Consider the following 14,657-nt stretch of genomic DNA (forward strand, 5'->3'; position numbering starts at 1 on the left):
GAGCACCGCCTGCGCGAACTCGGCGTTCTCCGACAGGAACCCGTAGCCGGGGTGGACGGCGTCCGCCCCGGACTCACGGGCCGCCCCGAGGACCTTGTCGATGTCGAGATAGCTGGTGGCCGGGGTGTCACCGCCCAGGGCGAACGCCTGGTCCGCGGCGCGGACATGGAGGGCGTCCCGGTCCGGGTCGGCGTACACGGCCACGCTCGCGATCCCGGCGTCCCGGCAGGCCCGGGCCACGCGGACAGCGATTTCGCCACGGTTGGCGATGAGCACCCGGCGCATGTCAGGACACCCGGGCCGGTGCCGGTGGCTCACCGGCCCGGCTGAACCGGCCGGCTCCGGTCTCCAGCGGGCCCAGCGACCCGTCGAAGAAGATCAGCGGCTCCTGGCCGTGCTGGGGGGCGCCCAGCTCCACCACCTCGCCGATGACGATGTCGTGGTCCCCGGCCGCGTGTACGTCGACGGTGGTGCAGGCGATGTAGGCCAGGGCCTCGCTGAGGGCCGGGAGTCCGTCCGCGGTGAAGTGGTGCGGGACACCCGCGAACGCGTCGGGCCGCTTGCCGGCGAAGTGGCGGGCGAGCGGCTGCTGACGCCCGGACAGGAAGTTCACGGTGAAGCCGCCGCTCTCCTGCAGCAGGCCGTGCAGCCGGGACTGCTTGTGCAGGCAGAACAGCACGAGCGGCGGTTCCAGCGAGACCGAGGTGAAGGAGTTGACGGTGGTGCCCTCGGCCCGGCCGCTCGGCCCGGTGGCGACCACCGTGACGCCGGTCGTGAACAAGCCGCACACGCGGCGCAGGCTCAGCGGCTCGATGGGCTGTCGCTCAGGGGTGCGGGTCAGCGACCGCGCTGCTGCGGACATGCTCATCCCTTTCATGGGGGTGTCGTGGGTGTGCCGCGCGGATCAGAGGAGCTTGCGGACCTTGGACCCGGCCTTGAGGATGCCGAGCAGGAACTCCCGGCCGACGCTGTTCATCTCCGACGGGGCCTGCACCGACGCCCAGAACAGGAAGCGGGCCATCGTCGGCACCGACGGGTAGATGAAGCGCCGCTTCTCGTCCTTCCAGCCGAAGACCGGGTTCACGATGGGCGACTCGCCCAGCACCTTGAAGATGATGTCGGCGGCCTCGTCGCCGGTGAGCGCGCCCGCCTCGTACTTCTCGCAGGTCTCCGCGGTGGTGTCCAGGATCCGCTTGAAGGAGTCGGACTGCGGCCACCACAGACCCGGGTACGGGACCTGCTCCAGGTCGTCGAAGTGCTCCTGGCGGCCGTCGCGGGCGTACGCCAGCCGGGCCCGGGTCAGCCGCATGGTGCCGGGGGTGATGAAGGAGCCCCACACCCGGAACACCGCGTTCCACAGGCGGAAGTGCGAGAAGGAGATGAAGGAACTGTTGACCAGTTCGTCGTTGTACTGGAGCAGGCCCTGCTCCAGCCGCTCGACGTACTCGAAGCGCTCGGCGGAGAAGTCGCCGTCCTTCAGCGCCGCGATCAGCCGGGAGGTCAGCGCGTCGACCACCTCGAAGGTGTTGGACAGGCCGCGGGAGAACAGCGCGTCGATGAAGCCGGCCGCGTGCGACATCAGGCACCAGCGGTCGCCGATGGTCTGCTTCGAGGAGTACTGCAGCCGGTCCGTGGACACCCACTCGCGCACCCGCTGGGCACCGACGAACTGCCGCTTGACGGCCGGGTACTTGTCGAGGAAGAGCTGGAACTCCTGCTCCGGGGTGAGGTCCTTGGGCTTGGGGTAGGTGCGCTCGTCGATGGTCAGGCCGACGCTGCACAGCGGGTTGCGGGACTTGTCGTGGTTGTCGAACGGGATGATCCAGAACCAGCCGCGCTCGATCAGGTGGTGCAGGGTGCCGGTGTGCCAGTCGGCCGGCGGGCGCAGGTCCTTGGGGTGGCCGCTGACGTCGTCGAACCGCTTGACGCCGACGTAGTGCGTGAACAGCGAGCGGCTGTGGTGCTTGAAGCGGGCCGGCTTCTCCCGCAGGTCGAACTTGTCGGCGAGCGGCGAGCGGAAGCCGGAGGCGTCCACCAGGTACTTCGCCCGGTACTGCTCGGGCTGGGCGTTCGGGGCGGCGCTCCTGCCGGTGACGGTCACGCCGTCGGCGTCGAAGTCGACCTCGCTCGCGCGCCAGTTCTGCCGGGGCACACAGCCGTACTTGATCGCCACGTGGAACATGAACGAGTCGCTGTCCTGGCGGAACATGTGGCTGTTCTGGTGGAAGATCTTCGGCAGCGCCAGCTGGGTGGCGGCCCGCGGGTCGGGCTCCTGGCCCACCTCGTGCTTGATGAAGCCGAAGTGCGCCTTGGTGCCGAAGGTCGGGCCGATGTCGCGGGTGGAGGCCTGGACGCTGGCCAGGCTCTTCAGCTCGGGGATGTCGTGCCGTTCGGAGAGGATGTGGATCCACTCGACGAGCTGCGGGGTCATGGACTCGCCGATGGCGAAGCGCGGGTGGGCGGTCGCGTCGACCAGCAGAACCCGCGCGCCGTGCTGGGCCAGGATCGTGCCGGTCACGGAGCCGGCCAGGCCCGAGCCCAGGATGATGACGTCGAAGGTCATCTCCTCGGGTATGTGTGCCGCTTCCGTCGCGCCTTCGGTCATCTTCGTGACCATGAGCTGTCTCCTTCTCCGGGGGCGGAATACCGCATGAAAAAAGGCCCTTCATTCGGAGAATGAAGAGCCGTGAAAAAAGGCGTGAGGCAACCGCTGAATTAAGCGTGACAGGTTTTGGCCAGAGGGTCAACCCCTGGCCGGAACGGTCGACTTGGCTTTTCCGGAAAGGGCGCTTCCGGAATGCTCACCGGAATGCCCGCCCGAAAGCGTCGTCGGTTCCAGAAGTTTCAGCAGCAGCGCCCGCAGTTCGTCCTCGCCGCCGGGACCGAGCATGGCGGCCACGTCGTCCGCGAGTTCCTGTACGGCCGCGGTGACGACGGCGAGTTTCTCCCGGCCCTCGTCGGTCACCTCGAGTGCGTACCGGCGCCGGTCGTGCGGGTCGCGGCCGCGGCGTACGAGGCCCTGCTCGACGAGTTCGTCCACGAGCTGGGACACGGCCGGACCGGTGATGGCGAGGTGCTCCGCGAGCTGCTGCTGGGAACACGGGCCGGAGGCGACGAGCGCGGACAGGGGACCGTAGTGGCGGACGCGCAGTCCGGTGCCGGTGAGCTTGTCGTCGCCGTGCCGGCGCAGCCGGAAGTGGACCTGCGCCACCAGGTACTCGGTGCCCTGCACCAGCGGCCGCGCCGACTCGGGCAGCAGCCGGGTGAGCAGTTCGTCGAGCCGGGCGGTCTCCTGGGGGGTGAGGACGGCGGTCAGGTGCGCGTCCCGCTCGGCCACGGCCCGGCGCATGGCCTCCAGCGCGCCTCGGCCCCGGTCGGTCAGGGAGAGCACGTACTGGCGCCGGTTGTCGGGGTTGCGGGTGCGCTGGACCTCGCCGCGGGCCTCCAGGCGGTCGATGACCTGGACCATGATGGTGCGGTTGATGCCGAGGCGCTCGGCGAGGTCGAGCTGGGACGCCCAGTCCTGGCCGGCGAGGGCGTCGAGGACTAGGAAGTCCCGGGAGTCGGTGTCGGTGCCGTCGGGGGTGGCGGAGAACTGCGCGTAAACCCGGCGCAGGAGGTAGCTGACATAGCCCGTGAGCGACTCCGGGAGCACTCCCGGGACCTCGGCGGTCTCCTCGGTCCGCGTCACGGGAACCGCCGGATCCCCGTGGCTCGCCGGTTCCTGGGTCTCGTCGCGTGCACGCCGCAAAACAGCACCTCCTGCCCGAGTATAAGTGCGGTGCACCCGCCGTCCCCTCGGGTGCACCGCGGCCTGGAATGTCAGTGGGCGGCGTCCTCCCGGACCAGCTCCAGCACCGACCGGACACCGGCCGCCTGGCTCCCGGCCCGGAAAACGCCGGTGAGCTTCAGGCCTGCCCGGGCGGCGAGGCGGGCGAGGTCGTCGACGCCGCGTTCCACACCGGCGAAGTAGGCGAGCATCCTCAGGTCCATGGCGGTCTCGGGGCGCTCGCCGGTCTCCTCGATGACCAGGACCCGGCCGCCGTCCGCGACGGCGTCGGCGCAGCGGCCCAGGATGCGCAGGGCGTCGTCGTCGGACCAGTTGTGCAGGACGGAGGAGAGGATGTAGCCGCCGCCACCGGCGGGAAGCTCGTCGAAGAAGCTGCCGCCGACGACCTCGGCCCGGTCGGCCAGGCCCAGCGCCCGGAAGTGGTCCGCGGCGCGGGCGGCGGTGGCCTTGAGGTCGACGACCGTGCCGCGCAGCGCCGGGTGGGCCGCGAGCAGCCCGCCGAGCAGGACGCCGCTGCCGCCACCGAGGTCGTAGACGTGGCCCAGCGCGGCCCAGTCGTAGGCGGCGGCGATGGAGGGCACGTCCCGGGCCAGGTTGTCCGCCATGATCGCGTCGAACGACTCGGCCAGCGCCCGGTCGGCCGCCAGGTCCTCCCAGTACGGCAGGCCGTAGCGGACGGCGTAGGCGGGCTCGCCGGTGCGCACCACGTGGGCCAGTTCGACGAGGCTGAGGTCACCGCGGCCGAGGGCTCCGCCGAGGTCGACGAGCCGGTGCTGGCCGCCGGGGTGGTCGGTACGCAGCTGCTCCCCGAGGCCGGTCAGCCCGTACGTCCCGCCGCCGAAGGTGAGGACGCCTACGGTGACGAGGTGCCGCAGGACCCGCTCCAGCGCCCCGGCGTGCAGTTGCTCGGCCCGGGCGATGTCCTCGGCGGTGGCGCGGCCGGCGGCGATGTGGTCGGCGACCCGGTAGGTGGCGGCCACCCGCACGGCCATGGGCGTCACGAGGTCGGCGAGCTCCCACACGGCGAGGGAACGGTTCTCCGGCCCACTGTTCGACATGCGGATCTCTGTTCCCTCGTTGGTCTGCTCGGTGTGTGCGTTCCGCGAGATCTGGGGCATCTCGACGCCTCTTTTCCGGGCTCGGGGTGTGTGGGGGAGAGGGCCGGCGGCCCCGCCGCGGGGGGAGAGGCGGGGCCGCCGGGGCGGGTCACAGGGCGACGGGGGGCTGAGCCCCGTCCCGCTGCGGCTGGGGTGCCGACTTCGGCGCGGTGACCAGCGCCGTCAGCAGGGCCAGCAGGTAGAGACCGCCACCGAGCAGGAAGCCGTACGAGTAGCCGGTGGTCAGCGCGTCGGGCGTGCCGGGGTCGGACTCGTTCTGCGTGACCACGGCCGCCGCCGCGGCCAGCGTGGCGAGACCGACCGCGCCACCGATCTGCTGCGCGGTGTTGATCAGGCCGGACGCGGCGCCGGTCTCCTGCGGCGCGACCCCGCGGACGCTGATGATGGTGACGGCCACGAAGACCATGCCGAGGCCGAGACCGGAGACCAGCTGCGCGGGCAGCAGGGCGACCCAGGGGTTCTGGCCCGGGGCCAGCAGGCTGAACCAGACCATGCCGAGGACGCCGACGGTCAGGCCGACGGAGATCACCGTGCGCTCGGACAGCCGGGCCAGCAGCTGCGGGCCAAGGGCACCGGCCGCGAGCAGCATGCCCACCGCGTACGGCAGGTAGGCGACGCCGGTGACCATCGGGTCGTAGCCCTTGACCACCTGCATGTAGAGGGTCAGGAAGTAGAAGGTGGCGAGCATGCCCGCGCCGACCAGGAACATCACCAGGTTGGCGCCGAGCCGGCCCCTGTCGGCCAGCACACCGCCGGGGATCATCGGCGCCCGCGCGGTGCGCTGGATGGCGACGAAGGCGATCAGCAGGACCAGCGCGACACCGAGGGCGATCATCGTGTTGCTGTCGTCGAGCCCCTCCTCACCGGCGCGGGTGATGCCGTAGACGAGGGCGCCGAAGCCGAAGGTGGCCGTGAAGGCGCCCGGCACGTCGATCTTGCCGCGCTCGCGGCCGCCCTCGACGAGGACGCCGGTGCCGACCAGGACGGCAAGGGCGATCGGGATGTTGACGAACATCACCCAGCGCCAGTTCAGGTACTCGGTCAGCGCGCCGCCGAGCAGCAGGCCGACGACCGAGCCGAGGCCGCCCATCGCGCCGTACACACCGAGCGCCTTGTTGCGGGCCGGGCCCGCCGGGAAGGTGGTGGCCAGCAGGGACAGCGCGGTGGGCGCGGCGATGGCGGCGCCCAGACCCTGCAGCAGCCGGGCGGTGATCAGCAGTCCGCCGGTGGTGGCCAGGCCGCCGAGCAGGGAGGCGGCGGTGAAGATGACCAGGCCGATCCGGAAGACCCGCCGGCGGCCGAACAGGTCACCGGCGCGGCCACCGGCCAGCAGCAGTCCGCCGAAGGCCAGGGCGTAGGCGGTGACCACCCAGCCGAGACCGGCCTCGCTGAGGCCGAGGGCGCTCTGCATGCTGGGCAGGGCCACCGCCACGATGGTGTTGTCCAGAACGAGCATCAGCTGTGCTGCCGCGATGACCAGCAGCGCAAGGCCGAGCTTGCCGTCCTTCTGCGGCGGTGCCGCGGCCCTGGGGACGGCCTGGGTGCGGTCTTGCAGCGACATGAGCTCTCTCCGATGTCTGGGTCGGGGGTGGTACGACGGGGGCCCGGGGGTGCGGGAAGCGGAGGCGCCCCCGGGCATGGGGGCCCTGTGTCAGCGGGCGGCGGTGCCGGCCCGGGTGCCCCAGATGTCCAGCGCCTCGTAGGCGGCGCGCCACTCGGTCTCGTAGGCGTTGCGGAGCTGCTCGGGCATCTTGCCGAGGATTCCGGCGACCTTGGCGACGTCCATGTCGTCGAGCAGCCAGGGCAGGTAGCGGCGGGAGTCGTCGCCGACGCGGGTGCGCTGCTCGGCGCTGAAGGCGGCCCACTGCTCCGCGGTCATGGTGATGTCCATCAGCTGCAGCGCGTCGCGCTCCTCGTGGTCGAGGTGGCCGCTGAGCCGGGTGTAGAGGGTGTCGGTCAGGCCGCCGAGGCGCTCCAGACCGGAGTCCCGGTCGGCGAGGGCGGCGTCGATGTCGGCGAGCAGCGGGTCGATGACCGCGTGCTCGGCCTCCATGTCGTCCAGCAGGGCCAGTTCGGCGGGCTTGCCCGCGAGCGCCTGCTGCATCACCGGCCACACGGTGACGTCCTCGGAGGTGTGGTGGATCGTCAGGAACTTCTTGAACAGCTCCCAGCCGACCGCGGTGCTCAGCACATGACGGGGGTCCTCGTCGACCCGGGCCGTGATCCGCGCGATCCGCTCCAGCTCGCGCCGGAGGGCGTCGTGGATCGCGAACATCATCGTCATGTCGTGGTTCTTGAACTCCTGACTCATCACTGTCTCCCTCAGTGCCTCACTGCTGCGTTGCCGTACCGCGAGAGTATCGTCAACTTGCTTATCTATCAACGTACATAACTAGCAGCTTCCCAACCATCAACTGCCCAATAACTAGCGAACGGGCAGGTCAGGGCAGGGTCAACGGGTCCCGGCGGACTGCAGCACCGGCTCTTCTTGGCCGATTCCGGATGGGTTGTCGGCCGGATCCAGATCCCCCGCACCCCGGCGGATCCAGCTCAGCGCCGGCGAGGTGGCGGCCGTGGTCAGCAGGGCCATCAGCACGAGGATCGTGAACAGGTCGGGCCCGATGACCCCGAGGCCGAGGCCGATGTTCAGCACGACCAGCTCGGTCAGACCGCGGCAGTTCATCAGCGCGCCGATGGACATCGCGTCCCGCCAGCCCTGGCCCGCGAGCCGGGCCGCGACCGAGCCGCCGCCCCACTTGCCGAGCACGGCGACGGCGAGCACGGCGCCCGCCCACAGCCACTGCGCCCAGGCGCCGCCCAGCAGCGACACGTCGGTCCTCAGGCCGGTGCTGACGAAGAACAGCGGCAGCAGCACGGGCACCGTGAACGCCCCCACGCGAGCCGCGGAGGCCTCGATCCTCCGTCGGCCACGCGGGCTGATCACGCCGAACAGGAACGCGCCGAACAGCGCGTGCACACCGATCCGGTCGGTGGCGTACGCGCTCAGGCACAGCCCGCTGAACAGCACGACCAGCACCACACCGTCGCCGTACTTGCGCTCCGCCCGCCCGGCCCACCGGTTCAGCAGCGGACGCACGGCACAGAACATGGCCAGCGTGAAGGCCGCGGCGTACGCGGCGGTGGTGACCGCATCCATCGGCGAGCTGCTCTTCGTCACCGCGACCACGGCCGCCAGCAGGCACCAGGCGGTCACGTCGTCCACCGCCGCGCACGCCATGGCGAGCGCCCCCACCCGGGTGCGGTACAGGCCCCGGTCGGTGAGGATGCGCGCCAGGACGGGGAAGGCGGTGATGCTCATCGACACCGCGATGAACAGCACGAACGCGAGCTTGTCGGTGCCCGCCGGGGCGAAGGTCCCGTACATGCCGAAGGCCAGCAGGGTGCCGAGTGCCAGCGGCACGGCGATGCTGGCCTGCGACACGGCCACGGCCGTACGGCTGTGCCCGCGCAGCGCCTTGAGGTCCAGTTCCAGCCCGACGAGGAACATGAAGGCGAGCAGCCCGATGTTGCCCAGCACGCCGATGTACGGCAGGACGGACTGCGGGAAGAGCCAGGCCTGCGCGTCGGGCCACAGCCAGCCCAGCAGCGAGGGACCGAACAGGATGCCGACGACGATCTCGCCCACCACGGGCGGCTGCCCGAGCCGCCGCACGAGCTGGGCACCTGCTCTGCAGGCGAGGATCACCGCGGGCACGGCGATCAGCAGACCGGGAAGGGGATCGGGAACAGCGGCCATCACACGTCTCCTGAGGAGGCTTCGGGGAAGGGAAAGCGCGCGGGTGTCCGTTGCCGCCGGAACACCCTCAGGAGGCGTACGGGCGTGCCGCCTTCGCCTCGCGCAGCGCGCGGGCCCACCACAGCAGCTGGTCGAGCATGAGCTTGGCCGCGGACTCCGCGCCCTCGGGGTCGGCGGGGAAGCGGCCCTCGGCGTCGTAGTGTTCGAGGATCCTGGGGAAGGTGACGATGTCCTTCATCCCCACGCAGTGGAACTCGGCGAAGATCTGCCGCAGATGCTCGATCGCGCGCACCCCGCCGGCCGTGCCGAGCCCGTAGCCGACGAAGCCGACCGGCTTGGCCTGCCACTCGGCCTGGAAGCTGTCGATGAGGGTCTTCAGCGGGCCGGGGACGCTGCGGTTGTACTCCGGTACGACCACGACGTACGCCTCGGCGCCGGTCAGCCGCGGACGCAGGGCCGCCGCCGTCGGGTCGTCCGCGTCGAGGCTCGCGGGCAGCAGGTGGTCCGCCACGTCGACGACGTCCAGGACGAGGTCGTCGCGGCGCGAGGCGACCCGCGCGAACCAGCCCGCGACGTCCGGCGCGAGCCGTCCGTCCCGGGCGGAGCCGACGAGCAGTGTGACCCGCACCGGACGCGTCACCACGCCGGGCGTGCTCATCGCCGTACCGCCGGACTCGGCGCGGCCACCGGCGTCAGCGCCAGGAACTCCTTGGCGTCGACGCGGGAGAGGATACGGCGGGTCAGGGCGGGCATCTTCGTGGTGCCGTCGTCGGTGAAGACGACCGGGTTGGTGACCTGGATGCGCCGGCCCCGGGTGGTGATCTCGCAACCGCCCGCCGCCAGCACGTTCTTGACCCAGTCGGAGCCGGGGCCGTACGGCAGTGTGATGACGATGTCCTCGCCGCGCCGGAACAGCTTCACCGGTGTGGCGAACTCGCGCCCCGACTTGCGGCCGCGGTGGTGCACCTTCCCGAACCCGGGCAGTCGGCTGAACAGCGGGCCCACCAGGTGGTTGGCGAACTTCCGGTTGAAGCGGGCCACTTTCCTGTCGATCGGCACGGATCTTCCCTCCCTCTGGTCTGTCGGTCGCCGCTGACCGCCGGGCGGGCGCCGGTCCGTGTCTCGACGGCCGGCGCCCGTCCGGGGTACCGGGCGTGGGGTCAGGCGGCGGGCTTGCCCGCGCCGGGGCCGCCGTTCGCGCCGGCCGGGGTCAGCGGGCCGACCGGCTTGCCGCCGGACTTCAGGAAGCGCTCCAGGGTGAAGTTGTCGACGATGCCCCAGCGTTCGGCGATCCGGTCGCCCTCGAAGCGGAACCAGATGATCGCCTGGTGCTGCACCTGCAGACCGGTCGCCGGGATACCGATGAACGGGCCGGTGTGCTTGCCGTGCATCACCCAGCGGATCGCGGCCTTGTCGCCCATCGAGATGAAGTCGAGGATCTCGTAGCGGATGTCGCTGAACGCGGCCTGCTGGATCTTGATGGTGTGCTTGAACGCCTCCGGGCCGCGCATGGAGTCGTCGTGGCTGCCGTGGTTGCGGAAGTCCGCGGTCAGGTAGCGGTCGGCGGCCGAGAGGTCGCCGAGGTCCAGGCCCTCGTGGAAGACCTTCTCGATGACTTCCCGCTGCTGCTCGGCGGTGAGCGTGGTGGGCATGCGTCAGTTCTCCTTCGTCGCTGCGTGGTGCGCGGGTGTGTTTCCGCGCGTGTCGAGGGTCGTGGCGTCGACCTGGGTCACGCCCCTGGGCACGGCTCCCGTGGTCCACACGATGCGCAGCCGCAGCCGGTCGAAGCGCCAGCCGTCGGGCGTACGCCGGGCCGTGCCGGTGAACCGGCCGCCGAGCTGGAAGTACTCGGAGGGGTCCGGCGGCAGGGGCGAGCCGTGGTGCACATGGGACGCGATCAGGCTCCAGCCGAGCTCGGCCCGGTCGCCGTCGAGGTCGACCGAGCTGTCGGAGCCGTGGTGGTGCGTACGGCCCCAGCGCGCCATGATCTCGGTGGTGAAGGCGCCGACACCGGTGATGCCCCGGTGGCTGCCCACCGGGAAGGTCATCTCGATGTCCTCGGTGAACAGGGACTTGGCCCAGGCCTCGCCGAAGTCGCCCTCGTCGAGGCTGGCCAGGTAACGGCCGACGAGCTTGGTCAGCTCGGCGAGGTCGGCCAGCCGGGCGATCTCACCGGCCAGGGCGGCCGGATCCGCCGCCTGGGGCCGGGTCATGACACCCGGCGCGCTTCGGTCGTGGCGTCCGTCGCGTAGATCACGACGCCGTCCGGGCCGTGCACGACGGCCTTGCCCTCGCCGGTGAGCGTGTCACCGTCGCGGCGGGCGGCGATGTCGATCTGGATGTACGCGGCGCGGTGGCCGTTGGGGCTGATCTGGGTGACGTCGAGGTTGAAGTCCTCGCGCAGCGAGAACCGCAGCTCGGTGTCGCTGGTCACGGTCCAGGAGCCGGTGCCGGTGCTCTTCTTCGTCGTGACCGAGAGCGAACCGTCCTGCTCGAAGGTGACCGTGTAGTCGTCCACCTCGCCGTCGTGCGTGACCGTACCCGTCCAGCGACCGACGGGCGTCCAGGTAGAAACAGGCATCGACCACACTTCCTCTAGTCGGGGAAACGTCGTGAAACGTCGGGGAAACAAAAAATCCGCATCCAGGTCGGAAACACCGACGTGGATACGGATTTCGAGTCAGGGCATGAAGCCGCCGGAAAAAGTGTGACACCTTGGCCCGACTTCGTCAACTCCCGCTTTTTCCAAGCGACTTGATGAAGGAGCGGTTAACGGAGAAGAAGCAGCCCCCACGGCCTGGGGGGTGGCCGCAGGGGCTGCTCAACGGGATCCCCGCACGGATCCGCGTTTTCCTTTATGATGGTCCGTCAGATGAATGTGAAGCCCTTATTCCACGGCGCCGTTGCCGAAGGTACGGGGAATCACTTGGAATCGTCGCGGCGGGTCAGCCGGAACAGTTCGTCCAGGTCGTACTCAGCCCGCTGCGGACCGCCGTACCGGGTGATCTTCCGGCGGCTCGCCCACTTGCGGATGGTGGCCTCGGACACCCCCATCGCAAGGGCGGCCAGTTCCGTCGAGACCCTCCGTCGCCTCCGGTTCACCTCCTGGTTCACGCGACCTCACCCTTCAGCCGGTCGGCCACCCGCATCCACTGGTGCGGCGGCAGCGCGTGCCCGGCGTCGCAGGTGACATGACTGGGCACCCGGCCGCCGCCCGTGGACATCACCCCGAACAGCATCCCGTCGCACCCCGGCTCCAGGCACGAGCCGAGCGGGAACCTGCGCACCTGGCCGGGGCCGAACAGCTTGCCGAAGGCGGTGAGCAGCTCGGTGACCTCCTCGTCGAAGTCGATGGCCGCGGGGTGGCCGGCCAGCCACGGCAGCTGCTCCTGCAGAAACCGCACCAGACCGTCCAGCCGGGGCTCCCGCAACGGCCGCGGCGTCCGGTCGCGGCGCTCGTCCACCACGAGCCGTGCCCACTGCGCGAGTACGTCGGTCACCTGGGCCCGCAGGGCCACCGCGCCGTCGTCCAGCACGATGCCCACGGTGCTCCGGCTGCCACTGACCCGCTCGCGCAGCCGGGGCGGGGCCTGGGTGAGGGCCTGGTCGCTCTCTTCGTAGAGTTCGAGCAGGGACCGTAACTCGCGGTGCAGCCGGCCCACGCACCTGGCGCAGATCCGACCGCACAGGGGCACGCAGTCCCTGCTCCTGTGGTCGTCGGCGAGTTGCCGAACCTCGTGCATCCGAATCCCCCGCATCTCTGGGTTCTCCTGAGACTTCCTCCATGCTCGCGGCCACCCCGACGCGCTTCAACGCAGGCTCGTTCAGGGTTTCGACAAGCATCTGCAGTTGTGTGAACGGACGGTCAGGGCAGTGTGAGATGGCCTGTACTCACCCCTCGCAGCCCCCCCGGCAAGGCTTGAAGACAGGCCGAGCCGTTTGGTACACATGAAGAAGATACCGTTCGACCAGTTTTTTTAGAACCCCTTTCAGACTCGCGGCGGACGCTCCGACGCGGGCGGGCCACGGCGCTGGGAGACACCGATGAGGACCGTTCTGATCGTCGATGACGATGACGGCGTGGCCGAATCGCTCGCACAGGCCCTGACCGTGCACGGGTTCGTCCCACAGCGGGCCGCGACCGGGGCCGACGCGCTGGACCTGCTGGACGACGTGTCGCTCGTCGTGCTCGAACTCGCCCTGCCGGACCTGGCCGGGCACGAGGTGTGCCGGCGCATCCGGGAGCGCTCCTGCGTGCCGATCCTCGCGATGAGCGACCGGGCCGAGGAACTGGACCGGGTGATGGCGTTCCACATGGGCGCGGACGCGTTCGCGTACAAGCCCGTGGGCTCCTACGAGTTGATCGCCCGCATCCAGGCGCTGTTCCGGCGGGTCGGCAACTGCCCCTGGCATGAGGACCACCGTACGGAGCCACCGACCCCGGACCGGGGCGCCCCCGGCACCACACCCGCCGCGTCCGCCGTCACGGCCGCCCAGGACATCCTCCGGGCCGGTCCGCTGGACCTCGACCTGCGCACCCGCACGGTCGCCCTGCACGGCGCGGAGATCCCGGTCACCCGGCGGGAGTTCGACCTGCTGGCGCTGCTCATGGAGCAGCCCGGCACGGTGCACCGGCGGCAGGACATCATGGCCCAGGTCTGGGACGAGAACTGGTTCGGCTCCACCCGCACCCTCGACGTCCACGTCGGCTCCCTGCGCAGCAAGCTGGGCAACCGCGAGTGGATCGAGACGGTGCGCGGCATCGGCTACCGCCTGGTGGTGCCCCCCGAGACACTGGCGCCGGTGCGGCGGACGGCGGAGCAGACGGGCGGCTGAGCCCCCGTGGCGCGTCCCCGCGCCCGGCGTCACGGCCGTGCCCCCTCCCCGCCTCCGCGGGAAGGGGGCACGGTCACGTTGTTCAGGCGTCCGGCGCCTCGGTGTCCAGGATCGTGACCGCGCAGACGCCGGCCACGGAACCCCCCTGGTGGAACTCCACGGTCAGGCCGCGCCGCCCCAGTTCGCCCACCGTCGGCTCGGAGGCCGACACCACGCAGGGCTGGTCCAGCTCGACGTACCGGTGGAACACGGCGTCGCACCCGACCAGCAGGCCGTGCGGCAGCCCGAGGCGGGCCAGCGCCGCCTGCCGGGCGGCCTCCATGACGAGCATGCCCGGCACATGGTCCACCGGGTGGTCGAACAGCACCGGGTGGGTGGCGTCGACGCGCAGCAGATGCACGCCCCGGTCGTTGCCGGCCTCCCCGCCCGGCACGCCCAGTACGACGTCGAACTCCCTGGTGCGGCCCACGAGTTCCGGGTTCACCGCCGGGACGAGCGTGCTCGCCGGACGGGCTTCGGTCCGCTCCCCGCGCAGCCTGCGGTACACCGCCGGGGCCACGCAGTCGGTGGCGGCGTACCCGTGGCCGATGAGGGTGCCGTCCCGGTGGGCGAGGACGTCGCAGGAGAAGGACGCGACGTGCTCGCGTCGGCAGCGGATGTCCTTGAGTGTCACTTCCAGCACCACGTTGGCCGGCGCCCCGGCCAGGCGGGCACCCTCCTCGGTGATCTCGAACGAGGTGCTCTTGGTGAGGAACCGCTGGCTCTGCGGGATGCCGAGCGCCTGGTGGGCGAGCAGCAGCCCGGCCTGACGTATCGATTCTCCCAGCAGCATGGGGTCGTGCCAGCGCCCCGCGATCGGGCCGTAGTAGCTGTGACCGCGCGCCCACTGGGCGCCCACGCGGTACACGTCCCGTCTGTGGGGCCGGACTCCCGTGATGAGGACCTCCGAGACCGCCGCACGGTGCACCAGCCAGCGCGGCACCGTGCGCTCAAAGAGGTCGACCTCCCCGTTTTGGAGAGTCAAAAATTCCAGCCGGTCGGCTTGCACAAGTGGACTCATCGCGTGCCTCCTGAGGCGCGAAAGGAACGTGGCCTTCCGCGAGCGGACAGGACAGGGCTTACCTGGGCCGCCGTCGTGCATGGCAACACCGCTGGC

General features: G+C 70.7%; 17 protein-coding genes. 1 reads left to right on the forward strand and 16 read right to left on the reverse strand.

Going from position 1 to position 14,657, the window contains the following annotated elements; all coding sequences use genetic code 11:
- The 15 genes from KWI83_RS30825 to KWI83_RS30895 all read right to left on the reverse strand — a co-directional run.
- On the reverse strand, positions 1 to 285 hold a 285-nt coding region (locus tag KWI83_RS30825), incomplete at its 3' end, for a biotin carboxylase N-terminal domain-containing protein (RefSeq protein ID WP_305733702.1).
- Position 286: 1 nt separating this feature from the next.
- Positions 287 to 862, reverse strand: a complete 576-nt coding sequence (locus KWI83_RS30830; protein WP_218517671.1) for a flavin reductase family protein — start codon at positions 860 to 862, stop codon at positions 287 to 289.
- 42 nt (positions 863 to 904) lie between these two features.
- Positions 905 to 2,617: an NAD(P)/FAD-dependent oxidoreductase gene (locus KWI83_RS30835; RefSeq protein ID WP_218517672.1), complete on the reverse strand. Its 1,713-nt coding sequence runs from the start codon at positions 2,615 to 2,617 to the stop codon at positions 905 to 907.
- A gap of 126 nt (positions 2,618 to 2,743) precedes the next feature.
- Entirely contained in the window at positions 2,744 to 3,751 is a 1,008-nt protein-coding gene (locus KWI83_RS30840; RefSeq protein WP_218517673.1) for a MarR family winged helix-turn-helix transcriptional regulator, read from the reverse strand.
- A 71-nt stretch (positions 3,752 to 3,822) separates the two neighbouring features.
- Entirely contained in the window at positions 3,823 to 4,908 is a 1,086-nt protein-coding gene (locus KWI83_RS30845) for a methyltransferase (protein WP_256363039.1), read from the reverse strand.
- A gap of 88 nt (positions 4,909 to 4,996) precedes the next feature.
- Positions 4,997 to 6,469, reverse strand: coding sequence for an MFS transporter (locus KWI83_RS30850; RefSeq protein WP_218517674.1), 1,473 nt, complete (start codon positions 6,467 to 6,469; stop codon positions 4,997 to 4,999).
- A gap of 90 nt (positions 6,470 to 6,559) precedes the next feature.
- Entirely contained in the window at positions 6,560 to 7,219 is a 660-nt protein-coding gene (locus tag KWI83_RS30855) for a hemerythrin domain-containing protein (RefSeq protein WP_218517675.1), read from the reverse strand.
- Between the two features lie 141 nt (positions 7,220 to 7,360).
- A complete protein-coding gene (locus tag KWI83_RS30860; RefSeq protein ID WP_218517676.1) occupies positions 7,361 to 8,665 on the reverse strand; it encodes a cation:proton antiporter in 1,305 nt (434 codons plus the stop codon).
- Between the two features lie 67 nt (positions 8,666 to 8,732).
- A complete protein-coding gene (locus KWI83_RS30865) occupies positions 8,733 to 9,323 on the reverse strand; it encodes an NADPH-dependent FMN reductase (protein ID WP_218517677.1) in 591 nt (196 codons plus the stop codon).
- Positions 9,320 to 9,724, reverse strand: coding sequence for a nitroreductase family deazaflavin-dependent oxidoreductase (locus KWI83_RS30870; protein ID WP_218517678.1), 405 nt, complete (start codon positions 9,722 to 9,724; stop codon positions 9,320 to 9,322). Before KWI83_RS30870 ends, KWI83_RS30865 begins: the two co-directional genes overlap by 4 nt.
- A 101-nt stretch (positions 9,725 to 9,825) precedes the next feature.
- Positions 9,826 to 10,317, reverse strand: a complete 492-nt coding sequence (locus KWI83_RS30875; protein ID WP_218517679.1) for an ester cyclase — start codon at positions 10,315 to 10,317, stop codon at positions 9,826 to 9,828.
- Between the two features lie 3 nt (positions 10,318 to 10,320).
- Positions 10,321 to 10,878 carry a nuclear transport factor 2 family protein gene (locus tag KWI83_RS30880; protein ID WP_218517680.1) on the reverse strand — a complete coding sequence of 186 codons (558 nt, stop codon included), beginning with the start codon at positions 10,876 to 10,878 and terminating at the stop codon, positions 10,321 to 10,323.
- A complete protein-coding gene (locus tag KWI83_RS30885) occupies positions 10,875 to 11,246 on the reverse strand; it encodes a dehydrogenase (protein ID WP_256363040.1) in 372 nt (123 codons plus the stop codon). Before KWI83_RS30885 ends, KWI83_RS30880 begins: the two co-directional genes overlap by 4 nt.
- A gap of 341 nt (positions 11,247 to 11,587) precedes the next feature.
- Complete coding sequence (locus KWI83_RS30890) at positions 11,588 to 11,779, reverse strand: hypothetical protein (protein ID WP_218517756.1); 192 nt, start codon at positions 11,777 to 11,779, stop codon at positions 11,588 to 11,590.
- Positions 11,776 to 12,360: a hypothetical protein gene (locus tag KWI83_RS30895; RefSeq protein WP_308122273.1), complete on the reverse strand. Its 585-nt coding sequence runs from the start codon at positions 12,358 to 12,360 to the stop codon at positions 11,776 to 11,778. Before KWI83_RS30895 ends, KWI83_RS30890 begins: the two co-directional genes overlap by 4 nt.
- Before the next feature lie 349 nt (positions 12,361 to 12,709).
- Here KWI83_RS30895 and KWI83_RS30900 point away from each other — a divergent pair, with 349 nt between their 5' ends.
- Complete coding sequence (locus tag KWI83_RS30900; protein ID WP_218517681.1) at positions 12,710 to 13,501, forward strand: response regulator transcription factor; 792 nt, start codon at positions 12,710 to 12,712, stop codon at positions 13,499 to 13,501.
- Positions 13,502 to 13,583: 82 nt separating this feature from the next.
- On the opposite strand, the gene KWI83_RS30905 is transcribed toward KWI83_RS30900, so the two are convergent.
- Positions 13,584 to 14,561 carry a ScbA/BarX family gamma-butyrolactone biosynthesis protein gene (locus tag KWI83_RS30905; RefSeq protein ID WP_218517682.1) on the reverse strand — a complete coding sequence of 326 codons (978 nt, stop codon included), beginning with the start codon at positions 14,559 to 14,561 and terminating at the stop codon, positions 13,584 to 13,586.
- Positions 14,562 to 14,657 lie beyond the last annotated feature (96 nt).

This window comes from Streptomyces sp. TRM70350 (assembly GCF_019219825.1).
Taxonomy (GTDB): domain Bacteria; phylum Actinomycetota; class Actinomycetes; order Streptomycetales; family Streptomycetaceae; genus Streptomyces.